At 44.7% G+C, this 24,775-nt stretch carries 27 protein-coding genes; 14 read left to right on the forward strand and 13 right to left on the reverse strand.

What is annotated here, in order from left to right:
• Positions 1–5: 5 nt before the first annotated feature.
• The 8 genes from GV64_RS07940 (at position 6) to GV64_RS07975 (ending at position 8,327) form a co-directional block, all read left to right on the forward strand.
• Positions 6–1,109 carry a glycosyltransferase family 4 protein gene (locus GV64_RS07940; protein WP_020580628.1) on the forward strand — a complete coding sequence of 368 codons (1,104 nt, stop codon included), beginning with the start codon at positions 6–8 and terminating at the stop codon, positions 1,107–1,109.
• A gap of 435 nt (positions 1,110–1,544) precedes the next feature.
• The gene (locus GV64_RS07945; protein ID WP_020580627.1) at positions 1,545–2,615 is read left to right on the forward strand and encodes a DUF1972 domain-containing protein; all 1,071 of its coding nucleotides are present in this window, start codon (positions 1,545–1,547) and stop codon (positions 2,613–2,615) included.
• An 83-nt stretch (positions 2,616–2,698) separates the two neighbouring features.
• Positions 2,699–3,598: a glucose-1-phosphate thymidylyltransferase RfbA gene (rfbA, locus tag GV64_RS07950; protein ID WP_020580626.1), complete on the forward strand. Its 900-nt coding sequence runs from the start codon at positions 2,699–2,701 to the stop codon at positions 3,596–3,598.
• On the forward strand, positions 3,595–4,161 hold the full coding sequence (rfbC, locus tag GV64_RS07955; RefSeq protein WP_020580625.1) for a dTDP-4-dehydrorhamnose 3,5-epimerase: 567 nt from the start codon (positions 3,595–3,597) through the stop codon (positions 4,159–4,161). Before rfbA ends, rfbC begins: the two co-directional genes overlap by 4 nt.
• Positions 4,161–5,039: a dTDP-4-dehydrorhamnose reductase gene (gene rfbD / locus GV64_RS07960; RefSeq protein WP_020580624.1), complete on the forward strand. Its 879-nt coding sequence runs from the start codon at positions 4,161–4,163 to the stop codon at positions 5,037–5,039. Before rfbC ends, rfbD begins: the two co-directional genes overlap by 1 nt.
• Positions 5,040–5,086: 47 nt before the next feature.
• Positions 5,087–6,181: a dTDP-glucose 4,6-dehydratase gene (gene rfbB / locus GV64_RS07965; RefSeq protein ID WP_020580623.1), complete on the forward strand. Its 1,095-nt coding sequence runs from the start codon at positions 5,087–5,089 to the stop codon at positions 6,179–6,181.
• Between the two features lie 303 nt (positions 6,182–6,484).
• On the forward strand, positions 6,485–6,778 hold the full coding sequence (locus GV64_RS07970; protein WP_020580622.1) for a hypothetical protein: 294 nt from the start codon (positions 6,485–6,487) through the stop codon (positions 6,776–6,778).
• A 67-nt stretch (positions 6,779–6,845) separates the two neighbouring features.
• Positions 6,846–8,327 (forward strand): mannose-1-phosphate guanylyltransferase/mannose-6-phosphate isomerase, encoded by a 1,482-nt coding sequence (locus GV64_RS07975; protein ID WP_026257981.1) that lies wholly within the window; start codon positions 6,846–6,848, stop codon positions 8,325–8,327.
• A 67-nt stretch (positions 8,328–8,394) separates the two neighbouring features.
• Here GV64_RS07975 and GV64_RS07980 read toward each other — a convergent pair whose 3' ends face one another.
• Together GV64_RS07980 and GV64_RS07985 are read right to left on the reverse strand one after the other, a co-directional pair.
• A complete protein-coding gene (locus GV64_RS07980) occupies positions 8,395–8,826 on the reverse strand; it encodes a PIN domain-containing protein (protein ID WP_020580620.1) in 432 nt (143 codons plus the stop codon).
• Entirely contained in the window at positions 8,823–9,044 is a 222-nt protein-coding gene (locus GV64_RS07985) for an AbrB/MazE/SpoVT family DNA-binding domain-containing protein (RefSeq protein WP_020580619.1), read from the reverse strand. Before GV64_RS07985 ends, GV64_RS07980 begins: the two co-directional genes overlap by 4 nt.
• A 283-nt stretch (positions 9,045–9,327) precedes the next feature.
• On the opposite strand from GV64_RS07985, the gene GV64_RS07990 reads away from it, so the two are divergent.
• Positions 9,328–9,732, forward strand: a complete 405-nt coding sequence (locus GV64_RS07990) for a hypothetical protein (protein ID WP_152553965.1) — start codon at positions 9,328–9,330, stop codon at positions 9,730–9,732.
• Positions 9,733–9,876: 144 nt separating this feature from the next.
• Positions 9,877–11,298 carry an O-antigen ligase family protein gene (locus tag GV64_RS07995; protein WP_020580617.1) on the forward strand — a complete coding sequence of 474 codons (1,422 nt, stop codon included), beginning with the start codon at positions 9,877–9,879 and terminating at the stop codon, positions 11,296–11,298.
• Between the two features lie 218 nt (positions 11,299–11,516).
• Here GV64_RS07995 and GV64_RS23690 read toward each other — a convergent pair whose 3' ends face one another.
• Entirely contained in the window at positions 11,517–12,089 is a 573-nt protein-coding gene (locus GV64_RS23690; protein WP_157236872.1) for a putative ATP-dependent zinc protease, read from the reverse strand.
• Between the two features lie 199 nt (positions 12,090–12,288).
• On the opposite strand from GV64_RS23690, the gene GV64_RS08005 reads away from it, so the two are divergent.
• From GV64_RS08005 to GV64_RS08015, 3 genes are read left to right on the forward strand one after another with little or no spacing between them, the layout of a single operon-like run.
• Positions 12,289–12,549 (forward strand): hypothetical protein, encoded by a 261-nt coding sequence (locus tag GV64_RS08005; protein ID WP_152553966.1) that lies wholly within the window; start codon positions 12,289–12,291, stop codon positions 12,547–12,549.
• Between the two features lie 40 nt (positions 12,550–12,589).
• The gene (locus tag GV64_RS08010) at positions 12,590–13,324 is read left to right on the forward strand and encodes a tyrosine-protein phosphatase (protein ID WP_020580614.1); all 735 of its coding nucleotides are present in this window, start codon (positions 12,590–12,592) and stop codon (positions 13,322–13,324) included.
• A complete protein-coding gene (locus GV64_RS08015; protein WP_020580613.1) occupies positions 13,321–13,938 on the forward strand; it encodes a hypothetical protein in 618 nt (205 codons plus the stop codon). The genes GV64_RS08010 and GV64_RS08015 overlap by 4 nt, the downstream gene beginning before the upstream one ends.
• A 402-nt stretch (positions 13,939–14,340) precedes the next feature.
• Here the strand turns inward: GV64_RS08015 and hmpA are convergent, their stop codons facing one another.
• A complete protein-coding gene (gene hmpA / locus GV64_RS08020) occupies positions 14,341–15,543 on the reverse strand; it encodes an NO-inducible flavohemoprotein (protein WP_020580612.1) in 1,203 nt (400 codons plus the stop codon).
• A 96-nt stretch (positions 15,544–15,639) separates the two neighbouring features.
• Here hmpA and GV64_RS08025 point away from each other — a divergent pair, with 96 nt between their 5' ends.
• Entirely contained in the window at positions 15,640–16,068 is a 429-nt protein-coding gene (locus GV64_RS08025) for an Rrf2 family transcriptional regulator (protein ID WP_020580611.1), read from the forward strand.
• A gap of 222 nt (positions 16,069–16,290) precedes the next feature.
• Here GV64_RS08025 and GV64_RS23695 read toward each other — a convergent pair whose 3' ends face one another.
• The 9 genes from GV64_RS23695 to GV64_RS08075 all read right to left on the reverse strand — a co-directional run bounded on the left by GV64_RS23695 (position 16,291) and on the right by GV64_RS08075 (position 24,745).
• On the reverse strand, positions 16,291–17,244 hold the full coding sequence (locus GV64_RS23695; protein ID WP_020580610.1) for a DUF3426 domain-containing protein: 954 nt from the start codon (positions 17,242–17,244) through the stop codon (positions 16,291–16,293).
• Between the two features lie 149 nt (positions 17,245–17,393).
• Entirely contained in the window at positions 17,394–18,293 is a 900-nt protein-coding gene (prmA, locus tag GV64_RS08035) for a 50S ribosomal protein L11 methyltransferase (RefSeq protein ID WP_020580609.1), read from the reverse strand.
• 855 nt (positions 18,294–19,148) lie between these two features.
• On the reverse strand, positions 19,149–19,721 hold the full coding sequence (locus tag GV64_RS08045; RefSeq protein ID WP_026257979.1) for a hypothetical protein: 573 nt from the start codon (positions 19,719–19,721) through the stop codon (positions 19,149–19,151).
• A 237-nt stretch (positions 19,722–19,958) separates the two neighbouring features.
• Complete coding sequence (locus GV64_RS08050; protein WP_020580606.1) at positions 19,959–20,837, reverse strand: hypothetical protein; 879 nt, start codon at positions 20,835–20,837, stop codon at positions 19,959–19,961.
• Between the two features lie 153 nt (positions 20,838–20,990).
• A complete protein-coding gene (locus tag GV64_RS08055; RefSeq protein WP_020580605.1) occupies positions 20,991–21,179 on the reverse strand; it encodes a hypothetical protein in 189 nt (62 codons plus the stop codon).
• Between the two features lie 64 nt (positions 21,180–21,243).
• The gene (locus tag GV64_RS08060; protein WP_020580604.1) at positions 21,244–22,893 is read right to left on the reverse strand and encodes a P-loop ATPase, Sll1717 family; all 1,650 of its coding nucleotides are present in this window, start codon (positions 22,891–22,893) and stop codon (positions 21,244–21,246) included.
• Between the two features lie 88 nt (positions 22,894–22,981).
• Positions 22,982–23,587 (reverse strand): DUF4326 domain-containing protein, encoded by a 606-nt coding sequence (locus tag GV64_RS08065; protein WP_020580603.1) that lies wholly within the window; start codon positions 23,585–23,587, stop codon positions 22,982–22,984.
• Position 23,588: 1 nt separating this feature from the next.
• Complete coding sequence (locus tag GV64_RS08070; protein WP_020580602.1) at positions 23,589–24,032, reverse strand: DUF488 domain-containing protein; 444 nt, start codon at positions 24,030–24,032, stop codon at positions 23,589–23,591.
• A gap of 14 nt (positions 24,033–24,046) precedes the next feature.
• Positions 24,047–24,745 carry a dual OB domain-containing protein gene (locus tag GV64_RS08075; protein WP_033402522.1) on the reverse strand — a complete coding sequence of 233 codons (699 nt, stop codon included), beginning with the start codon at positions 24,743–24,745 and terminating at the stop codon, positions 24,047–24,049.
• Between the last annotated feature and the right edge of the window lie 30 nt (positions 24,746–24,775).

Genomic DNA, 24,775 nt, shown 5'->3' on the forward strand with positions numbered 1-24,775 from the left:
TTAATATGAAAAAAATACTTTTCCTTTTTCATCTTCCACCGCCAATGCATGGCGTTTCGAAAATAAATACTTTTATAAAAGATAGCAAAGTTCTTGGTCAAAAATTTCTAATCGATCATGTTAGCATATCAACGTCACGTAGCGTCGAAGATATAGGTACCTCAGGCGTAAGAAAAATATTATTTTTCTTAAAGATCTTTTGTGATGTTTTTTTTAAGTTAATAACAAAACGTTATGATGCGATTTATATTACTCCGTCCCTACCTGGGATTGGTTTCTTTAAGGATTCAATATTTGTAATCCTGTCGAAAATATTCTGCGCGAATATAATTCTTCATTTACATGTTCAAGGTTACAAGAAAGCCTGTAAGAATAAGCTATATAAAGTGATTTATTCTTTGGTTTTTAAAAACACAAAGGTGATTCACTTGTCACCGCTGTTATATGAAGATATTTCCGGATTGGTTGATGACCGCTATGTTTATTTTTTAGGTAACGGTGCGGAAAACCTTTTTGAATGGCGGGATAGAGCTAGAGGCCTAAAATGTAACACATCAATCACGGTTCTTTTCTTTTCGAACCTGCTTGAATTTAAAGGCCCATTAGTTCTCTTAAAGGCATTGTCATATATAAAGTCCAATACCAAACATAATATTTTTATCCAGTTTGTAGGGGAATGGCATGATCCAGATTTTAAAAATGTTTTTTTTGATTATCTATTAGAGCATGAGCTTTCAGACGTTGTGAGCGTACGAACAGGGATTCGGGGAGACTCTAGAAAAGAGTTCTTTAACACTGCTGATGTGTTTGTATTGCCAACTAAGTATGAAGCGTATCCTTTAGTTTTATTGGAGGCCATGTCATGCGGGTTGCCTATAATAAGTACTTTTGAGGGGGCTATCCCTTCAATAATCAAACAAAATGAAAATGGTATATTGGTAAATAAAGATGATCACAAAGCTCTAGCGCATGCTTTGTTGAAGTTAATTGAAAATGAATCGCTAAGAATAGCTATTAGTAATAACAATCGGGTAAAATATTTGGAGAACTACAGTGTAGAATCTTTTGAGATTAGGCTGACGAGTTTACTTGAAGAAATCGTAAGTTAAAAAACAATGTCGTTACGACGAATAGCTGTTATTTAGGAAGAATATTACGATTTAATCGTCGCATCATATAGCACTTCTGCTCATTTACCGGACTAGGTCATGGCACTGCGTATATTTGGCGAATAGTTCTTCGGTCTGGCAATTTCGCGTTCAATCAGAAACTTAAATATCAAATGGCCCAGTTCGCCAATCTGTCGAACTGAGAAAAACCGGGGTCAGAAATCCGAGGTCAGTTCCTGATTCTTGACGCCCCTTAGTTCTGTTCTACTTTTATAGCTCTCTTGATATTACTTGGGGGCATATTAAGTGAGCAGGCCATTACGAATCCAGTACGCAGGTGCTGTACCATGTGACTTCGCCGGGAAATGAGCGTAAGCCAATTTACCGGGAAGAAGTGGATTTCAATCTTTTCCTGGATGTGCTCCCGTGATTAATATGTCTAAAGTAAGTATTATTGGAACCGTTGGCCTCCCAGCCTGCTATGGCGGCTTCGAAACACTGGCGGAAAACCTGGTTGATCACCGACGTAACGAAATCAACTTTGAAGTCTACTGCTCTTCCAAAACCTATAAAGAGAAGAAGACAACATACAAAAATGCCACTCTCCATTACCTCCCATTTAATGCGAATGGCATCAGTAGTATCATCTATGATATCTGCTCATTCTTACACGCCGTTTTTATCAGGAAATCCAATACACTGTTAGTGCTTGGCGTTTCTGGCTGTATTATCTTGCCTTTTCTCCGGTTGTTTTATAAACGTAAGATCATTACCAATATTGATGGTCTAGAGTGGAAGCGTGATAAGTGGAATGCTTTGGCCAAGTCCTTCCTTAAGTTCTCGGAAAAGCTGGCAGTGCGTTATTCCGATGTGGTTATTGCCGATAACCAGGCCATTGCTGATTATGTCAAACGGGAATACGGCGCCGATTCAGTGGTGATCGCCTATGGCGGTGACCATGCCGTTTCTGATTTTGCCAGCTGTTTAGCAATTGAGCCTAATGAAGGGTACGCTTTTTCCCTCTGCCGTATTGAGCCAGAAAATAATGTTCATATTACCCTGGAAGCGTTTGCCCAGTCTGGCAAAACACTTAAGTTTGTGGGTAACTGGAATATCAGTGACTATGGGCGATCACTAAAGCTTCAATACACTGATTATCCAAATATCGAATTGATTGACCCCATTTACGATGTAGAGCAGTTATTCAAGCTCCGTGCCCGTTGCAGTTATTATGTTCATGGTCACTCTGCTGGGGGAACAAACCCTTCATTGGTTGAGATTATGCACTTTGCCAAACCGGTAATCGCTTTTGACTGTGACTATAACCGAGCCACCACGGAAGATAAGGCTATTTATTTTCATAATGCTGGTGAGTTGATTGTTGCAGTTGAACAGCTGGGTGTAACTTCCGGTAACCTTGGCTCCGTTATGCTGGAGATTGCTCAACGCCGTTATACCTGGGATATTGTTGCTAACCAGTATCTTGATGTTATCTGTAGCAGTTGATTAATCACCTCCACATTTCAGTGCCCACAAAGCTCAATCAAACCTTCAGTTTGCTTTTCCCTCTATTAGGTTAAACCCTCCTCATGCATAAACATACGACCACCCGAAAAGGAATTATTCTGGCTGGCGGTTCTGGCACCCGTCTTTATCCATTAACCCAGGCGGTCAGTAAACAACTGATGCCAGTTTATGATAAGCCGATGATCTATTACCCGATTTCCACCCTGATGCTGGCGGGTATTCGTGAAATTCTGATTATCACCACTCCGGAAGAACAACCGCGCTTTAAAGAGCTGCTGGGTGATGGGCATCAGTGGGGTATTCATTTTGAATATGCAGAACAGGAAGAACCTAAGGGACTAGCCCAAGCCTTTACCATCGGTGCAGATTTTATTAATGGCCATGAGTGCGCCATGATTCTGGGGGATAACCTGTTTTATGGGTTTAATTTTGTCAATATGCTGCAGTCTGCCGATTGCCGTAAAGAGGGTGCCTCCGTATTTTGTTACCACGTAAAGAACCCTTCGGCTTACGGTGTTGTTGAATTTGATGGAAATGGCAAGGCAATCTCCATTGAAGAGAAGCCAGAAAACCCAACGTCCCCTTATGCTGTGACCGGCCTTTATTTCTTTGATAAAAATGTCAGCATGTTTGCCCGGGATGTTGAACCCTCAGCCCGTGGAGAGCTTGAAATTACGTCGGTTATTGATTGCTATTTGCAACGTGGCGAACTCTATGTAGAAAAATTAAGCCGTGGCACCTGCTGGCTCGATACCGGTACTCACGGTAGTCTTCTCGATGCTGCCAGTTTTATTCAAACCGTAGAAGAACGCACCGGCCTTAAAATTGCCTGCCCGGAAGAAATAGCCTTCCGACAGGGTTGGATCACCAGCGAACAGGTGATGGATATTGCCGTACCACTGCGCAAAAGTGGTTATGGGGAATACCTGTTGCAGGTTATTACTGAGGTGAATCCGCTGTGAATATTATCGAAACGCCTATTCAAGACCTGTTGATTATTGAACCAAAAGTGTTTGGTGATGAACGTGGTTATTTTATGGAAACCTTTCAGGCCCGGACGTTTGCTGAGTTTGAGCTGCCCTCCAATTTTGTGCAGGATAACCACAGTTATTCCGCACGGGGTATTTTGCGTGGTCTGCATTTCCAGAAGCAGCACCCTCAGGGCAAGTTGGTGCGTGTGATTGATGGGGAAGTGTACGATGTGGCGGTGGATCTTCGTAAAGATTCCGCTACCTATGGCCAAAGCTACGGTTTATTGCTGTCTGGTGACAATAAGCGCATGTTCTGGGTACCGGCAGGGTTTGCCCATGGGTTTTATGTGGTGAGTGAGACAGCGCATTTTCTTTATAAATGCACTGATTATTACGCGCCAGATTATGAAATGAGCATTGCCTGGGATGACCCTGAGTTAGGCATCGACTGGCCTTTGGTTAATGGTGAGCCACCACAGCTTTCTGCAAAAGATCAGTTGGGTGTATGCCTGGCAGATGCTGGAGGTTTTAACAATGGAGTGTATGAGCCTTGATGAATGTATTAATCACCGGCGCTGATGGCCAGTTGGGTTATGAGTTGCGTAGGACTGCACCGGATTTTGCCCAACTGTCTTTTACAGACTATCAGCAGTTGGATATTACTGATGAAGCGGCCATTCAGGCCTTCTTTGCTTCTGCATCACCGGCGGTGGTGATTAACGCCGCCGCCTATACCGCTGTTGATAAGGCTGAGTTGGATGTAGATACCGCTCGGGCAGTCAACGCAACCGGGGCCGCTCTGCTAGCCAGAGCTTGTGCTGACCATAATATTCCCATGCTTCAGGTGTCTACCGACTTTGTCTTTGATGGTGCCCAATCGTCACCTTATCATGCGGATGACCAGCCTCACCCCCTGAGTGTCTATGGCCAGACCAAGCTAGAGGGAGAGAACCATGTTCGGGAATTGCTGCCACAACGCAGTCTGATTATTCGTACTGCCTGGGTCTATTCTGCCCATGGCAATAATTTCGTAAAAACCATGCTTCGCCTGATGCAGGAGAAAGAGCAGCTAGGGGTAGTAGCAGACCAGGTGGGGACGCCAACCTGGGCCAATCACCTGGCACGTTGTGTATGGAATGGTGTTGTCCGTTTGCTGGAAGGCTCGGTGCAGTTGCCGGTGCATCATTTCACCGATGCCGGTGTGGCCAGCTGGTATGACTTTGCTGTGGCCATTCAAGAAGAGGCGTTACAATTGGGCTTGCTGGATAAAGCGATTCAGATAACGCCGATCCAGACCCTTGACTACCCGACTCCGGCTACCCGGCCTGCCTACAGTGTGTTGGATAAAACCTCTACCTGGGCTGAGTTGGAAGCGCCACAAGTGCACTGGCGGGTAGCGCTTCGACAAATGTTGGCTGAGCTGGTTGGCTAAGGCGTCAACTCCATTTCTGCGTTTTAACTCCCCCTCTGGAACTTTCTATGAAATCACTTCTGGTGACTGGTGGTGCCGGTTTTATTGGTGCCAATTTTGTTCATTACTGGCTGAACCAGTACCCCGACCATAAAGTGGTGGTGCTGGATGCCCTGACCTATGCAGGTAATCTGGCAAACCTTGAGCCGGTTAATGGTCTTCCTAATTTTGAGTTTGTGCACGGTGATATTCTCCATACCGATCTGATTGTGGAGCTGCTTAAGCACCATGCCGTTGATACGATTGTCCACTTTGCTGCAGAGTCTCATGTGGACCGCTCCATTACCGGGCCCGATGCATTTTTGGAAACCAATATCATGGGTACCCACAGTTTGCTGAAGGCTGCCAAACAGGTTTGGCTGGATGGTGGTGTGGTAGATCATCGTTTTCACCATGTGTCTACCGATGAGGTTTATGGCACTCTGGCGGAGAATGATCCACCGTTTACCGAAACAACGGCTTATGCGCCGAACTCACCCTATGCCGCCAGTAAAGCGTCCAGTGACCATCTGGTGCGGGCTTATCAGGAAACGTATGGCCTGAATACAACCATCAGTAACTGTTCCAACAATTATGGCCCCTACCATTTTCCGGAAAAGCTCATACCTCTGGTGATTACCAATATTCTGGAAGATAAGCCTTTGCCTATATACGGCGATGGTAAGCAAGTGCGGGACTGGTTGTTTGTAGAAGACCATGCCCGAGGCATTGAGCTGGTGCTGAATAAAGGCATGGTGGGTGAGAACTACAATATCGGTGGTCATAATGAATGGCAGAATATCGATATTGTTAAGCTTGTTTGCCAGCTGGTCAATGAAGCGTTTTCGGCTGATGCTGAGCTGGCTTCTCGCTTCCCTAATGCGACCAAAGCAGCTAATGGTATTGCTGAAGAGCTGATTACTTTTGTGAAGGATCGGCCAGGGCATGATCGGCGCTATGCAATTGATGCAGCCAAGTCTCGTCGTGAACTGGGTTATGAACCGGTTGAGTCTTTTGAGACGGGTATTCGAAAGACGCTGCACTGGTATCTCGATAATGAAGTTTGGTGGCGAGGGGTGATGGATGGGAGTTATCAGGATTGGATGGAGCGGCAGTATCGTTGAGTAAATAATGGAGAGCTTTGGCTCTCCTTTTTGTTTTGGGCTGCATTATTTCACGGTGAGTAAGATGATGGCCTGGCAGCTATTGGCGTAGTCCGTCGTATGGAAGCTTTCGGCAAGTTTGATCTTGAGCTGATTTGAAGTGCAACGCGGTGGTTATCTGGGGAAGGCCGAGGGTCTTGCAGGAATTGTAAACATAACACGTTCTACAGATCACTTCGTGCCGGTGAGCTCAGGGGCAGATGTAGCACCAAAATTCTTTGCTATGCTCAAGGCTCAAACAACAAGCAGTCATGGGTCGTTATTATGTCTCTGGAAGCCAGGGTGAAAAATATTGAGTCCAAACAAGATGCTCTGGAGCATGCTTTTCGTGAGAATAACAAAATTTTTGAAGCAACTCATGGTGTTGTCTCCCTGATTCTGAACGAGCAAAGGGCAATGCAAAAGGAACAGGAGGGCATGAAGAAAGAGCTAAAGGGAATGAAAAATGAGCAGCAGGCAATGAGAAACGAGATATCGGCAAACCAGCGTGAAACCTGCAAACGCTTTGACAAAATAGAAGAAACGCTCATTCAGATTGTCAACCACCTGGCTAAGTAAATCGGGAATCACTGAACTTTACTCTGCTTCTGTTAGTTCTTTCGTCGGATTGCCGATTTACAAGGTTATGAACATTATCCCCGTAATCATGGCAGGCGGCTCCGGCTGCCGCCTCTGGCCTCAGTCCCGAGCACTGAATCCTAAGCAGTTTCTGCCGTTGGTCAATGAGCAATCCATGCTGCAGAACACGGTGGCCAGGTTGGATGGACTGGACTCTGTTTCTGCACCATTGGTAATTGCCAATGAAGATCACCGGTTTCTGGTGGCGGAGCAGCTGCGCCAAATGGAGCGAAAAGCGTCGGCGATTATTCTGGAGCCGGTGGGGCGTAATACTGCTCCGGCAGTGGCTCTGGCTGCTTTGAAAGCGTTAAGCCAAAAGAATTTGAATCACAAAGGAAAGATTGAGGGTGAGGACGAAGATGAGCCACTTTTGTTGGTGCTGGCTGCGGATCATGTGATTCAGGATGTTGATGCTTTTCATCGGGCGGTTGAGGTAGCGTTGCCAGCGGCGATGGACGGTAAGCTGGTGACGTTTGGTGTTGTGCCTACCCATGCTGAAACGGGGTACGGTTATATAAAAGCGTTTAACCACAGAGACCACAAAGCCCTCAAAGAAAAGATAAGCGAAGAACAGGTTTTTGCGGTTCAGGAGTTTGTTGAGAAGCCGGATCTGGAGACGGCCCAGGGGTATCATGCTTCTGGTCATTATTATTGGAATTCCGGGATGTTTCTGTTCAAAGCCTCCCGCTATCTGGAGGCGCTGAAGCAGTTTCGGCCGGATATTCTGTCTGCCTGTGAACAGGCAATGGCGGTGCAGAATCCGGATCTCGATTTTGTTCGTCTGGATGAAGACGCATTCAAGGCCTGCCCGGATGACTCCATTGATTATGCGGTGATGGAAAAAACGACGGATGCCGTTGTGGTTCCGCTGGATGCTGGTTGGTCTGATGTGGGGGCCTGGTCTTCTCTTGGGGATCTCTCTGAGAAGGATGAACAGGGTAATGCTGTTCTGGGTGATGTCCTGCTGCACGATACCCGTAATACCTATGTGCGCAGTGAGAGACAATTAATTGCGACGGTGGGTGTTGATGACCTAGTGGTTGTGGAAAGTGACGATGCTATCCTGGTGGCCCATAAGGATCGGGTGCAGGAGGTAAAGACGGTGGTAGAGCAACTGAAGGCCGAAGGACGGCCAGAGGTGAATCTTCACCGGAAGGTATACCGGCCATGGGGCGCTTATGACTCGATTGATGTGGGCGAGCGCTTTCAAGTGAAACATATTACCGTGAAGCCGGGTGCCAGGCTGTCGCTGCAGAAGCACTACCACCGGGCAGAGCACTGGATTGTGGTGAAAGGCACGGCGCTGGTGGAGGTTGAGGGTAAAGAGGTTCTGCTGACGGAGAATCAGTCCACCTATATTCCCATTGGTGCGGTGCACCGGTTGGAAAACCCGGGTAAGTTCGACCTTGAGCTAATTGAGGTACAGAGTGGGGGGTATCTGGGTGAGGATGATATCGTCCGGTTTGAAGATACATACGGGCGGACTTGAGTTGTGTGGAAATGGTTAAATGGGAATTGGGAATGTGGCTATTCACAGTTAACTATGCCCACATAACTCATGGCTCATAAGCGCCGTCAATTTGTTGAGCAGCCTTATCAAAGGTGTACACACCCGCTAGCGTTTGAGGAGGCTTTGTACAGTAAGCTGCTTTATTGATAATCAGCGCATCAGGAAAGTCAGCCGTTTTTCGTTTGCTACCGACTTTTACCGGTGTAGCCAGTCGATAATCGTTCAGTGCGCCCCATACTGTCTGGCCATCTTCAAAACGGATATTGGGTTCTGCAAAGAGCTGTTGAATAACGGCGATAAGCTGGCTTTTATCAAGGTTGTATTTTTTCCCCCGCAGTGTCCACAGGGCTTCAACCAGGACAATATCGGTAAGCAGAACGGTGTGCTGGCCATTAATCAGCTTATCGGCCTTTGTTGACTGCTGTTTGTCATCATCCAGGAGATAACGGAGCAGTACATTGGTGTCGATGGCGATCATGGGTTAATGCCCGTTTGCATTGAGGTTTCATCGGTGAATCGTTTATCGTTTTTGGTATCTTTGAGAAAACCTCTGGCAGCCCCTCTGGTTTTTTTCACAATCGTAATATGCCCGTGATTATCAATATAACTTTCGTATTCATCGCCCGGAGCCAGTCCCGCTAACCGGCACTGTTCAGCGGGCAGGGTAATTTGTCTTTTGGCACTGATGATTGGCATAACAGGGTCCTCTTTACTTTTTGTTTAAAAGTAAAGATAGGTGCGACTGTTAAAAGGGTCAAGTATTGCTGGGGGGGAAATGGGTCATTCGACGGGTTTAATGGTTGCGGTTATGATGTACGTCCCATATTTAAGCTTGCATTTGTGCGACCGCCAAGGATGGCGGAAGTGTCGAACATGCAGGAGCATTTTTCGACCCTTTGTGATCTTCGTGGTTTCGAGTTTTACCAACTTCGCCCGCAGCCCTTGCGAGAGCGTCGACTAATCGATTAATGTTGAATTTATGAATAAACCATCAAGCCAAATCCCATGGAAAGGGTTGTTGTTTGTTGCCATCTTATTACTATGCACTGTGATGGCACTGATTCCCGGTGCAATGGATCCCACCGGTTTCCTGAATGATAAATTCAAGCATGCAGTTACCTTTTTCTCGCTGGCACTGATGCTTGATTGCCTGGCTTTCCCTACTGCGAGGTTTGTTGTCTTAAAGCCATTAGGATTATTTATGTTTGGTATATTGCTGGAGGTACTGCAGAATCATGTTGGTTACCGGCAGGGTAACACTGGCGATTTAACGGATATCTTATCGAACCTGATCGGTATCAGTGGCTACTTCCTTATGGCTGCTGTTGTCAGGTATTTCCTCAGGCCTGACCCGGAAGCTTTACCAGGGACCGGTGAGGTTTAACGAGTCTGTCGGACTTTTTCCCGTATGGTTGGTTAAGCTCAGGCTTCTGGGTGCGTTATCTATTGTTGCTTTTCTCCTGTCTTCGGTATTATTACCCGCGCTCTTATTTTCACTGGGCCTGAACCCGTTTTAAGGATTACTGCCTTGTCCATATCGGATAGCCGTTTTAGCCGTATTCTGTTTTATTGCCTCTTGCTGATTATTGCCTGGCTACCCTTGCCTTATGGCAGTAAACCCGAATGGGCTATGGGTATTTTGCAAGTGAGTATTTTCATGCTGTCAGCCGTTTGGCTGGTGGGCTATGGTGTTGGGCAATTGTCGGTTACAACGGCCTTTCGAAAAGGTATACCGGTGGTTGTCGGGCTGGTTCTGGTGGCTTTTTGGGTGTGGATTCAGTCATTGCCTTTGCCTGCTCATATTGTTCAGCAGTTATCACCAGAGGCATGGGCCATTCAGCTTGAAGCGGCACATGCTTTGAGTCTGGCAGTGCCGGAATACCTTTATCTTTCTCTTGATCCTTTTGCATCTCAGGTGCATGCACTGTTATCGCTGGCATATGCTCTGTTGTTTGCTTTGGTACTGCTACTGGTCAATAACCCTAAACGGTTACGGGTAATTGCCTGGGTGTTTGTGATTGCCGGTGCCTTTCAGGCATTGTTTGGCTCGTTGAGTACGCTTTCGGGGGCCGAGGTATTGCTGTTTGGCCCTAAAGAAACCGGGCAGGGGGTGGCTTCGGGCACATTTATTAACCGAAATAATTTTTCTGGCTGTCTGGAGATGACTCTGGCAGTGGGTATGGGGTTATTGCTGGGACAGCTGAATGAACGGCGGGCTCATGACTGGCAAGAGTTCTGGCGGCAAACGCTGCAAACCCTGTTGAGCAGCAAGGTGATATTAAGAACCGCCATTGCCATTATGGTGGTTGGCCTGGTGATGGGGCGTTCCCGCATGGGGAATACTGCATTCTTCTCCAGCTTGATGATTACCGGTGTTTTATACGTTATATGTCGTAAAAAACTTAGCCGTGGGGTGATCATCCTGTTTGTCAGTCTGTTTGTGATCGATACGATTATTGTCAGCCAGTGGTTTGGTCTGGAAGAGGTGGTTGAGCGGCTGGAAAGAACCAATGTTGAGATGGAAGCACGGAGTGATGTAAATCCGCAAACATTGGGTGCCATTCCTGATTTTTCATTGACCGGTTCCGGTGCGGGTAGTTTTTATACAACATTGCCTCAATATCACGATGGAACCTGGCGGGGATTTTTCGATCTGGCTCATAATGATTTTCTGCAATTTCCACTGGAGTTTGGCCTGCCTGCTGCTGCCTTGTTGGCATTGATGGTTTTGCTTTCCATCTGGCAGGCGGTTCAGGCGATGCGTCTGCGGCGCAATTTGTTAATGGTTGGTATGGGGTTTTCGTCGTTTATGGGAGTGTTGGCCATTATGATTCACTCCTCCGTCGATTTTAATCTTCAGATTCCTTCGAACGCCGCGTATTTTATCTGCATGATGGCGCTGGCGTGGTTGGCAAGGTATTTACCTACAGTAGGTCGAGTTCGCGGGTAAAAGATTTTTTTGAACCACAAAGAGCACGAAGATCATAAAGGATAAGATAAGCTTTTCTTCTTTTTTCATTCTCTGTGGGTTTTCTGGTCTTCGTGGCTTAGAAGCCCGGAACCACAAAGAGCACGAAGACCACAAAGGAAAAGATAAGATTTTTCTTTTTTTTCTTTCTCTGTGTACTTTGTGGTCTTCGTGGTTCACGGTTTTTAAGGCTCTTGATTTCAGTGTCTGAGTGCAATATCTCCATCTGGCTGGCAGCCATTCAGCAGGTATTTCTGTGAGGTATCAATCACTGCAAGACTATCCAGGGTATTACGCCCCAGAAGAATACTCTGGGGAAAACGGGATCGGGACGTGAGGCTGAACTCGGTGGTGGTTTTAACATTGCCCAGTTCAATAGTTGCTTCGATCACCGGCCGTTTTTGTGGTTTCCCTGCATGGGTTTGTACCAGAATGTATCGCTTGATGGGCTTGAGCAGCGTAATTTCTCTGCCATTTTTACCTCGTTCAGTCAGGATTTTAAATCGCACCCAGAGTACCCCGTTGGGCATGGGTTTGATGGTAATATCGCGAGCGTCCATGGATGAGGTGGTTGAGCCTGAATCAATTAAGGCCGTGAGCTGAGTATCAAATTGATGATCGATGCGGGTAACGTTTTCATGGTGCCCAAATAGATAGCGATCACCAATTCGACATTGTTTCAGAGAGCTGTCTGCCAGTAGCTGAAACGGCATTAGCACTAACGCGAGAAATAGGGTGACACCGGTAAACCGGAGCCCTGGAGAATACAGCATGACTTCCTCCATGAAGGTACTGCTTAACTAAATCCTTCTCTTTATATTTGTAGCTGCTGGGGATAGGCTGAGCCGATTTAATGCAGATTGCTGGTGGTTAATGACGGTTTTCCGGCTAACTCATCCGTGTGTGAGTGTTATGAGCGCTGCATTGCCATGATTCTGTTGCCAAAATATGTCTATTGAGGGCGTGGTTCTCATGAAAAAGTGGGTGCCTGGGTGGGATATCCCCCTGATTATGTTGGTGCTGGCGGTGGAAGTGCTGTTGATTAACACCCTTTCCGGGCCAGATAATGCGCCGTTGAGCTTAAGTATTGTGGATGCGGTGGGCAGTATTGCCTTTGTGTTTACGTACTTTCATGTTCCGGTTCCTGTCGCATTGTTTTTGACAGGCGTCATGCTGCTGATTCCTGCATGTTTGCTGACGCTATTGATTCGTCGCTTACTGTCCAGAAGCTGAGCGCTTGGTTCGCCTGTAACTTAATGATTTATATGACTAAATGATTGATATCCACAACCATGTAATTCCCGGCATTGACGATGGCGCTGATAGTCTGGAGCAGGCGCTGGCCATGCTGGAGCTGGCTCAGGCCGATGGCATCCAGAAGCTGGTGTGTACGCCTCATATGCACCCTGGTCGTTTTGAAAATAATGTGGGAACGATACGCCCGGCATTTACTGGGTTACAGAAACAGGCGGCAGAGGCAGGGCTGACTATCGAGCTGGCTATGGCCGCAGAAGTGCGTTTCAGCGATGAGATGATGTTTCAGCTTCGCAAGGATGAAATTCCGATGATTGGTCAGTGGGATAGTTACCAATGTCTGTTATTGGAGATGCCCCACCAACGCATTCCTGTGGGTATGGAACAGATGTTGGACTGGCTTCAGAAGAGGGAGGTGCGGGTAGTAATTGCTCACCCGGAGCGGAATAAAGAGCTGATGTCTTACCCTGAGCGTGTATTGCCATTTATTGATCGGGGGGCTTTGTTGCAGCTGACGGCGGGTTCGGTGGCAGGTCTGTTTGGGGAAAAGGCGGAAACCACGGCCCGTTGGTTTGTGGATCGTGGGCTGGTGCATTTTGTGGCTTCGGATGCTCATCATCCGGTGCGTCGTCCACCGGCCATGGCGCTGGCGGCCAGAACGTTGAGCCAATGGGTTGGAAGCGAGCAGTGTGCTCAGCTGACAAGCGAGAATCCGGATAAGTTGACACAGTGCCTTTTTGGTGATGCCTTATGAAACGTTCGTTATCCTGGCGGCGTGCTTTGCTTATTCTACCGCTTGTGCTGGTGCTGTGTCTGGCCATTTCTCAGGCGTTTAGTTTGCTCCGTTCTGAGGTGGGGCGTTACCAGACAGAGCTGTTTGTTGATCACTGGCAGAAGGAAACTGCAGTCAACAACAGTTTTCTTATAGAACCTTCCGAGCTAGACATTGCTCTCAAGGGGGTGGATAGCGCCATACGTCAAATGCCAGGTAATCCTGCGTTGTATGTTTTGAAGGCACGAGTTCTTGAACGGGGCAGGCTTTCCGGTATCGCCAGGGATAATCATGCTGAGCTGGATGCCTGGCAGAAGGCGGTAGTATTAAGGCCATCCTGGCCTTACAGCTGGAGTGATTATGCCCGAGCCCGTTCCCAGTATTCTCTGATCGACTCGCAGTTTGAGGCTGCATTACTGCGCGCCAGCGAGCTTGGACCATGGGAGCCTCGTGTTCTGGAAAACAGTGCGGTATTGGGGTTTCACTATCGGGGCTGGTTGAGTAATGAACTGCAGGCAGAATTGGATAACAGTTATCAGAAACTGGTTAAGCTTGCCCCTCATCGTGCCCGACAGATAGCGCAGCAGTATCAATGAGATTTTGATTGAACCACAGAGGTTTTAAAAGCTTTTGAACCACAAAGGCCACAAAGCACACGAAGAAAAGAAAAAGGCTTATCTTTCTTTGTGAACTTTGCGGCCTTCGTGGTTCAAAAAATCTTGCCCCCGTTCCCATGCTCTGCGTGGGGATGATACCCTTTGGCTTTGGTATCTCAGGAAAGTCCGGTATGCATTCCCACGGAGGATCGTGGGAACGAAGTTAGAGATCCTAAGAGCTTTTTAACCACAAAGGGCACCGGTAATTGCTTCTGCATTAACGGCACTTCCGCCATTCTTGGCGGTCGCACGAAGGCAAAGATAAGCTTTTTCTTTTCTTAGTGATCTTTGTGCTCTTTGTGGTTCAAAAAATCTTATCTTTTCCTCTTTTGTGAAAAAGACTCAGAGGTCTTTATGGGGGCCAAATACTTCATAGTGGAGGCGGTCTTCAGTCACTCCCCAGCTTTGCAGCGATTTTTTCACCATCGCCATATACCCCAGGGGACCACAGAAGTAGTAGTGGGCGCCGGGCAGGTCTATCTTTTTGCGGATCAGTTCCAGGTCCGTCTTCCCAGCATGGTGATATCCAGAACAAGCACCGGTTGGCTCGTCGTAAAACAGAATCTGTTCTATGTTATCACTCTGCTCTGTATGCTCCCTGACATGCTGATCAAAAGCGTGAACCCTGCTATTCATTGCACCATGAACATAAATGATCGGTTGTTGATGCCCCTGATGGACCAAACTGTTCAGCATACTCAGCATGGGGGTTTGGCCGACGCCGCCACTGAGTAGTACAACCGGCGCTTCGGAGCGAGGGTTCAGATAGAAGTCTCCGCTCGGTGGACACAATTCCACAATATCATTTATATGTACATTGTCGTGCAGGTGATGGGAGATCATGCCCTGAGTTTCTCCTTTCCCCTCACGTTTTACCGAGATGCGATAGCTTCGGCCATTGGGGGCATCAGAAAGGCTGTATTGACGAATGCAGCGATGTTCTGATTGTTCCGGGTGCAGGTAGATGCCAATGTATTGCCCGGGCTGGTAATCGGCTACCGGTAAACCATCCACCGGTTCAAAATAGAAGGAAGTGATCAGCTCACTTTCCTGTACTTTGTTCACCACTTTGAACTCACGGGTTCCCCGCCAGCCACCTTCAGCCAGTTCACTCTCCCGATAAATTCCTTCCTCAACTTCGATAAATAATGCGGCGAGAAAGCCATAAGCCTCTCTCCACGCATTAAGTATCTCATCCGTTGCTGCATCCCCCAGAACATGAGTCACTGCTTCGAGCAGGTGTTTACCTACGATTGGGTATTGTTCAGGCAGGATATTAAAGCTGGCGTGTTTGTGGGCAATTCGTTGTACGGCTGCGGTTAGAACGCCCAGGTTGTCGATATTGGCAGCGTAGGCATAGACGGCATTGGCCAGAGCCGCCTGTTGGCGACCGGTTTTCTGGTTGGTGGCGTTGAAGATGTTCAGCAGTTCTGGATTCTGGCTGAACATCTGCTGGTAGAAGTGCCGGGTAATGGTTTCACCATGTTCCGCGAGAACCGGGGCAGTGGCTTTGACGATTTGAATCGTTTGTTCACTCAGGCTCATAAAGCACCTCTTTCCATCGTAAATAAAAACATGCATTTGAAATGCATTTAATAAAAGTGCATTCTAGTTACATCTTTCGCCCATGTCTATGCTTGAATGAAACTGACCAAACACACCGATTATGCCCTTCGCATTTTGATGTATGCAGCCCTCCAGCCTGAAGGGCAACTGCTTTCTATCCAGGAAGTAACGGACACCTATGATTTATCACGGAATCATGTGATGAAGATTGTTCAGAAACTCGGGCATGAGGGTTATCTGAAAACCTTACGCGGAAAGGGTGGCGGGTTCACCCTGGGCAAACCGCCGGAAGACATTAATCTCGGTGAACTGGTGCTGTGTATGGAAACCACCATGAAAGTGGTGGAGTGTGATCAGCCGCTCTGTCGGATTTCGCCTGGGTGTGAATTAAAAGGGGTGCTTGCTGAGGCCGTGGCTGCATTCATGGCGGTATTGAACCGATACAGTCTGGCGGATTTGATAGGCAACCGGAAAGAGTTGATCAAGCTGCTGGCGATTGCTTGAGAAATAAAAAAGACCTTTAAACCACGAAGAGCACCGGTAATTGCTCCTACATTACCCACAATTCCGCCATCCTTGGCGATCGCACAAAGATCACAAAGACAAAAAAAGCTTATCTTTCTCTGTGAACTTTGTGATTTCTGTGGTTCAAAAAGTTTTAGTCTTTCCTTTGTGAGCTTTGTGCTCTTCGTTTCGTGGTTCCAAAAAAGTCTTAATCAGTCACATCTAGTTAAATCGTGTCATCTTGTTTTCACTGAATGTCAGTTGATAATTCACTGCTCTTTCGCCTGGATCAATAATTTCCAGCCCAAGCCGAATCGGTTGTGCTTTAGGCATCTCTTCTGAGCCAGCCAGTTCTCCACCAAGGTATTCAAAAGGTGTAAACGTGCGGTTAGCCACCAGTCTGCCATTGATGTCCGTAAAGGTCAGTTCCAGATCCGGAAATGGCTGAGGGTGCTTGGCTTCATTGATGATGACAGCATCTATCTGCAAGGCATTATCTTGATTCGGATGACTGCGAACCACCAGGTCAACGCTTCTTATGGCCTGAATATCGACCAGGGGGGGAAGGGTGCAGGGAAACAGATTACAGGCTATTGCATAGGCAGGCCTGAGTGAAGGGGTCAGAGACAGCGTGTTGCGGTTGAACCAGGCAAATTGCAGAACGAGCATCAGCATCAGGGCGCAGGCAGCAAATCCCCAGTAGGTTCTTTTTCGCCGGCGCTGCTGTTCGCTAATGGCTTCTTCAGTTTCCCGTTCATCCAGCTCCTGAATCAGGGTCTCAATGCTTTGCTGATGGTAACCATCGTACTCCATGGGAGCAGTCGCAACCTTTGCCTTTACAGAAGGGTCAAGCTCTTTGGCTTTGGGTCTTTGCGGTTGCGATGATTCCGGTTTTTTTACCGGTTTGTGCTGTTGGACTACCAGCTTTTCCGGAGGCTGTTGCCTGGGCTGGGCCGCCACTGGTGCTTCTGTTTGATGGGGGGTGGTGTTTTCTTCAAGAGCCTTAACGGTTTCTTTTACTTTTTCCTGCTCTTTTGGACGCTCGACCTGATCCAGGGCGTTGAATACCTGCAGGCATGAGCCGCAGCGCACCGAACCATTGGCAGCCTTAAGCTGAGCATTGGTAATGCGAAATGTAGTCTGGCAATGGGGGCAAGTGACACTTGAAGGCGTCATGTTTACTTTGTACCTGATCTTTAGGCTGCATTTTTTATTAGACCAGAGCCCCCGTACTGAATCCAGTCTAATTCGTGAAGCAGGTGCAACAGGCTCTATTGATAATGAATCTGCAACGAGTTGTTATACCTGCATCCTATGCATGATTTTTATGAACGTCGTTTACCAGAGAGCATGGCCCAGCCATCGAAAGTGACGGGGGCATCCATCGCAAACCACTGTTCATAGGTTTGAATAATTTCATCCGCTTGCTCAGCCAGAATACCTGACAGTGCAATGGAACCGCCTTCCCTGGTCAGACTGGCCAGTTTGGGAGCCAGTTGAGTCAGGGGACCAGCCAGAATATTGGCTAATACAACATCGGCCTGATCGGTTGGCTCATCATCCGGCAGGAAAACGTCAAGTTTGCCCATTGGGATACTGTTCCGTCTTGCATTCTCGATAGTTGCTTCCAATGCCTGTGGGTCGAGATCAACACCGACAGCCGATTGTGCTCCCAGCAGAAGTGCGGCAATGGCAAGAATACCTGAGCCACAACCATAATCGATCACTTCTTTACCGTTCAGGCCATCTTCCAGGTGGCTCTGCTGATCAAGCCAGCGGAGACAAAGTGCCGTAGTAGGGTGAGTCCCGGTGCCAAATGCCAGACCCGGATCCAGCATCAGGTTAACGGCCTCTGGATCTGGAACTTCTTTCCAGCTTGGGCAAACCCACAGACGGTCACCAAACTGCATTGGATGGAAATGGGTCATCCACTCTCTTTCCCAGTCCTTATCTTCCACCAGTTCGACCTTGTGATTGGGGAAAGGGTTCAGTCCGGCATTCTCTTTGAGAAACGGAATGACATTATCGGTGCGGGTTTGGGCATCAAACAGGCCAACAACGACGGTGTTATTCCACAGCGGGGTCGTACCCAGTTCCGGCTCATAGACCGGTTGATCTTTTGCATCCTGCAGGGTTACGGCACAGGCACCTGCTTCCAGAAGCAGGTCTTCCAGAATTTCAGCATGGTCAGAAGTAGTGTCCAGTCTGACTTGAATCCAAGACATTGTGTTATCCAGAATGAAAAGCGATAAGAATTCCGGCCTGCTCTTCATGAGAGCTTCAGGGGAGAAATTCATGGAACATAACGCAGGGTATTGTAGCTGAGCACGGATATTTCATATTAATATAAGGGGGAAAACGCCCCCTTTATTTTCAATGAGTTATATACGAATCAGTTACTTACAACTGCACTTGCGTGCAACCATTAATGGTTGTTAGTGGTTACAGGCAAGTTCTTTCGACACTTGAGAGCATACTATACGGCCAATCCCTGTCAATCTGGACGAATGGTTTATAAGTGGGGAGGTGCTATAGAGAGAGCTATATAGGTAGGGGAAAGTGGAAGGTGATCATTCTTGCCATGCAAAATCCTTGTTCAATTTTGGTATTGGAGTCCAATAAAACGGGGGAAGTACATCATCGCCCGACTTCCGTTTTCCACTATCTGATAGGATTAAACTGGCTCTTGGCTAAACAGTACATTTTCTTTTTAGTGAGGTTATGTCGAGTCTTCTCTATGTCAAATGAACCATATTTATGACATTGATCCCTGAAATAATGCTGTGCCTGGCGGCGACAACCACGATTTTCTACAGAACCTCTCTTGTAATTAGAACAAACTGCATTGTAGTCAATCTTATTATTTTTATAGCTGTAACGAACCTGATAGTACACATCGTGTTTATCTAGATTCACTGACCAGCTATTAAAGCTAATAAATAAAAGAGCTGCAATGACTTTAAACTTCAAAGAAACTGAGTGCATTGGTTGAAACTCTGTAAAACTATTTTTATCATCAGTCCTCTTAGGACAGGAAGTAATTTAAGCTTATGCACTATGAAAGACCTGACCATAACTTTTTAGGCATTTTTGGCAGATTTATCTTTTTGCCATTTTGCTCTTGCGTGCGAACCTGTTCCTCTAGAAAGATTTTTCCTATGAATCATCTGGCTTTCAAAAGAGAAGTCATTATTGATTTTTACTATTAATAACTTACTAAAATTTCCTGCACGCTTAACTCTTACTTCGTCTACGTTTTTTTCAGGAGAGATTGTTTTAATTTCAATGAAATCATTTCCAAGTTTACCATCTGAACCTTTTGTATGAGCTTTATGACGCTTGATGTTGTAATAAATTTCACCAAACAACTCTCCTAACTCTCCCCAAATTTGAAGGTAACGATTCGTTAATAAGTGAAACTCTTTTGCATTGTAAACCAGTTTTTCAAAAATTTCCTCCAACTCAGTATTTATAAGTAATCTGTCAGAAAGGAATTCCTCATCTTCAACTTCTTCCCACTCATTAGGGCTAAAGCCGTAATCAACAAAAGTTGTTGGCTCATACGGGTTGTAACCACAAGCAGCTGCATCAGCTATTTGGTCTGGGTTATAACCCTCATTATGCATATCGTGTAAAAAATCCCAATCGCTCATACTTACCTCGATGAAATGTGAATGAATGCCTAATGCTTATTAGTGTGAATTCCGCTTTTCACTTTGAAGATCTGCACAAATGAGTTCACCTTACAAATTTATACTGATTGAAAATCATCATTTTTGATGACATGGAAAACTGATGTCAGGTCTTTCATTGTGTATTAAACAAAGTATGGGGTTTTCAGATTTATCAATTTAAATGCACGATGAAAGACCTGACTCTTATTTTACGTTCTATTTTTTAAGTGCTTTTAAGGCAATTTGAGAAAATGATGCAGGAAGAGCCTTAGCTTTTGCTTGATTGGATAAATAAGTTGAGAGCTTGCCGTCGCCAATATAAACCTCTCTGAACCATCTTCTGAACTCACCTAGTGCAGACTCAGGATAGCACCAAGGAACTTGAGGGTTTGACATTGCTTGTGGGAAATAATCGGGATAATTATGTTCATATTTATCACGCTCCCCAAATTTCTGCTCAAGATTGTTTTTTGTCCAATGGCTACTCCATGTTCGACCAACACTGATATCAGGCACAAATTTGTGATCAATATGCAAACCAGCCTGCCCAAGAGTTACAACCATATCTGCAATTTCTTTGAAGATACTAAAATAACCTGCTGGTACAGAGTCATATGTAAGAGAAACTCTATCGTGGAACTGTTTCCATTGCTCTGGAACAGCTTGGTTTGGGTCATAGCCAACTTGGGCATATACGAACTCTTCGAACCCTCGACCAGCGAGAGTTCGATAGTTTTGTAATGCGATGGCGTTGTCGTTTTGCAAAGCATCAAAAGCATAATATTCTAGGACAGCAAGACAAACTGACCCAGTCCAGAACCTACTTCCATTTACTTCTAAATACGGTGAATGTAGGCTTACACCACGATTATCTAAAATTTGTTTAATCTTTGTGACACGAGGTTTTTGGACGGATTCTGACCATTCAGAACCAAGTCGTACAATTGGTGCGTTATCAACACCACATAACCGAGCTAACCCACGACCAGTTAGATAAGGAGTACCATCAGAAAGTACACCCATTCCCACTCCATTGATTTCAACTTCTTTCTCGACTTTGAGGTCAAGCTGGTCTTGAACGGTTGGATAATTCATATTTGTCCCCTAAAAGTAGGTGTAAGAGCATACTTTAAAATTATGTTAAGCATGTAACACCTAAAACAAGTACGCTGTAGGTGTCATCTGGAAAATTAGGATCAGGTTTTTGATTATGAATTACAAATCATAGCGTTCAGGTTTATCATTTTTCTACAATGCACGATGAAAGACCTGACCCTTATTTTTTTCATTGTATGTAGCTGAGTGGAGCGAGTCTTCGGCTTCGTCTGCTTGTTTTGCTATAAGTGCGATTTCATCAGTTCTTTTGGCAGATTGCCCTGCAACATTGTCAGAGTTTTTTGAAAGAGCCTTAGCGATAGCTGAAAAAAAATCCTGCATTGGCTCCGGTGGCCAGCAAAGCGGAAGCTAAGCGTATAGCAATTATTATTTTATTTTTCACAAACTAAGACCTTTTATCAATTGCTAGTGCACGCCATAATATTTTGTGAATATATACGATGGATGTGTTCTCTATTTTCTTTGCTGTTAGGTCTTGGCTTCTATCGTGAGACCATTTTACTGTACTTGTCCCATCTACTTTTATTCCGATAACTCCAATTTTATATAAAACATAAAGTATATTTTGTCTTAACTGAACAATATGAGCTTTAGAGGCTGGATATCCTGTTTTCATGTATGCATACGCAGATCTAACAGCTATGTCTGAGTTTTCTTCTGGAAATTCCGCCAGTTCAAGAATTAAAAATTCAAGTTGATCATCAGTTATTGCGCTAACTTTAAAGTTGCTATTCCTGTTATGTAAGAGATCAATATATTTATCAAGAGCTGGATGCTCAACAAACCATTCATACTTTAAGGATTCTATCCTATCTACAGAATAGGATTTTTCAGCTAACTTTATTATAGAAGATGTGATTTCGGACTTTCCTTGAGATTCATTTAAACATGCATTTACAAACATTATCGCATCTCTAGGGCGAAGTAGTGTTCTATCTAATATATATTCAGCTGCTGTAACTTTATCTATTTTATCAGGAAAGACATCATTGAAATTAACAGATCCACTTTTGTACTTATATTTAAGTAAGTGATTAACCCTGCTGTCTAGCACACTCATTAATTGATCTTTATTCCAACCCAACTGGAGAAAGAGACTGTTATATTTCTCACGCTGAAATCCAGAATCTCTTGTTTTATCTAACACCCTATCTAAAAGGTCTGTTCTCAAAGTAATAATAATTTTTACAGGTGTAATGTTTCTAAACTTTTTAATTGTTTCAATTAATGCCCGTATTAGCTTATAGCGAAGTCCATCCTCCACCCAGTTTTCATCTAATCTATCAATTAGAATATATATTTTGTTTTGTGGGTCAGTGAATATATCTTCCGCTAAGAGATTTACTATTTTGGATAGTTTTTCAATTTGAACGGAGCTTACTACTTTTTTTCCGTAATGTATGACTTCTGATTTTTGCTCCTCAGATAAAGCAATCTCAGCTTTGCCATTAACCTTTACTCCAGGGACATTAGAATTAATTGAAGATTTTAAGCTTCTTTCTAACTTATCTGTAAATTCCTTAATACGCGTTTCTGTGTCAATCCAGAATTTATCTCCCCACTCTTCAATATATTGAAGTGCCTGTTGTTTTTTATGGTTTCCAGAAAGTAATGCAGTAATTGAGTCAATAAAATTTGTTTTTGCTTGTGCTGAATCAATATTGTATTTATTTTTAATAAGTTCAACAGCTAAGGTGTGCTGCCATAGTAGGCTGTAAAATATATCTAAATTGACACCTAATTCCTCAAAAAAGTTTAATATGGTTGAATTTGATATATGTCTAAGTGCCAGCTCTTCAGGTTCAATTCTTATTACAGTGTCACTATTTTTTTCTAATTGCTCTAATAATGCACTTTTTCCAATTCCTGTTCTTCCAAGAACTATCGATTGTGAAGCAGTCGTATCTTCTAGGATTTCATAATCACCAATATCAACGAAGCACTCTTCCAAAAACTGCTTATCGTTTTCAGCATCAGCCTCACCGACCGACATATGCTTTTTAAAAACGAAGTCTTGCTTAGCTCTTTTTGTCATATTCCCTCATGGTTTAACGATTTATGTTTTAATGCTAACGCCTAAATCAGGTGCGCCGTAGGCGTCACCTGGATTTATTTGTTAAGCGCTACTCACCATCATCCCAGCTGTTTAAATAATTAGCCAAAACATCACCGTGGCAATTGGCAGGCTTACAAAAACATCCTAGACGCTTACCGGCAAGTCGATAAACCTCATTTTTTTTCAGATGTGGAAATTTATCAAAGTCAAAATCATATTTGAACTTTCTAATTACTTCATCACGGTCACCGTCACCATCATACATTGAATGAGGGTTTCCCCATTTTGAGCCTCTACCAATGTATTCATAGTCTTCAGTGCTCTTTTTGCCTTTATACTCTGTCTCATTCTTTATATTTATAACTCGAGTGATTTTAATTTTTATAAATCTAGAAAAAACACCCTTTTCTTTAAGCTCTTTTCTTAAATCAGAGAATTCTTCACCATCATCAAAAATAATAGCATGAGTGATACTTTCTAGATTTAGACGGCCAATCTCTGTAAAATTTATATCTGGTAATTTTTCAAGGCAAAGTCGGGCAATGAGATTATTGTGATCTTTAATTGTCGCAATTGTATAGTTGTCAAGGTTGGATAGGATATTGCCGACTTTCCTTTCAAGCTTTTCATAGCAGTTGAAGGCTTCAGGGTACTGTATTAATACAACATTCATTTTAGAATAAATGCTTAACTTGAAGGTTTAGTTCTGAATTGTCGTTTAAATACTCAACGACAAGGCGACGATGACAAAAATGAGGTTTGTGTTCGCTGCATAGTAAGCAACCGCTATCCATGAGTGCAGAGCTTAAAGTTTTTTCAATGCAACGTTGTGACATCAGATTGAGGAATCTGTCTTCATACGCCTCCCAAGATATTTCCTTCTTCTTATAGGCATTTAATAAATCTTTTGTTGGCGCTAGCTCTGGTGCGTGTTCATAATCAACACCACATAGTTTTTCTAAGAAGAATTTCAAGTCATCTCTTTTTGCAAAACCTGAGAGTTGAGAAACATTGTTTAATCTGACATCAATAAGAGTTTTTATATCCTCATGGTTTATGAGGCTGAAGAACTCTTTTGCCTTTTTTTGAGTAAAGCCTATTGTATATATTTTCCCCATATTCAGCTCCTCGTTTAATAGCTCCGGATGTTTCTCTGATAATCAGGGAAAGTATAAATACCGTTTACCTGTAACCAATACCCGTTTCTATGGTCAGGACTATAGGCACGACTTAGACCAATCCGTAAATATACTTCATCTTGGCTAGAAATGAAATCTTGAACCCTATCGAGCTCTCCATCATTCTGGTGCATTATCGCATAATCATAGAAGCCACGGTCAGTTATTGATAGATAGCGATAGCTGTGGCCATCTTGATCAGTAAAGCTAAGTTTGATTTTTCCTGGATTGTATTGGTCTTCGTGAATATGAAGTTCAGCTGGATCCACTTCTATTGTAATTATTGAGCATTCAACCTCATCATTTATATCCACATGTTTTTGATTTCTTTCAAACTCATAGTTAAAGCCATCTTCAACTGAATTAGAAAGAGAGTTTAATAAAACTTCTTTAAAATCTTCAGATGAAGCAGGGCCTCTGAATATGAGATTGGAGTAGCTTGCATCTTCTATATGGGGATTCTCTGCATCTTCATCAAAGGTGAAGTTTCCTGTAAAAATTGCTCCTGGTTGAATGTTGTGATCTGCACATGCCCTACTAGAAAAATAAGGCATTGGGCGAATACACTCCCCAGTATTAACATCAATCATTGCTGTACAAACAATATCAGGGTTTCTGAATCTAGTGAGGTCGGTGACTATTACTCGTCTCATTATGATACTCCGTTGTTGATGTTTTTTGCG

This window comes from Endozoicomonas elysicola (assembly GCF_000710775.1).
In the GTDB taxonomy this organism is placed as follows: Bacteria; Pseudomonadota; Gammaproteobacteria; order Pseudomonadales; family Endozoicomonadaceae; genus Endozoicomonas; species Endozoicomonas elysicola.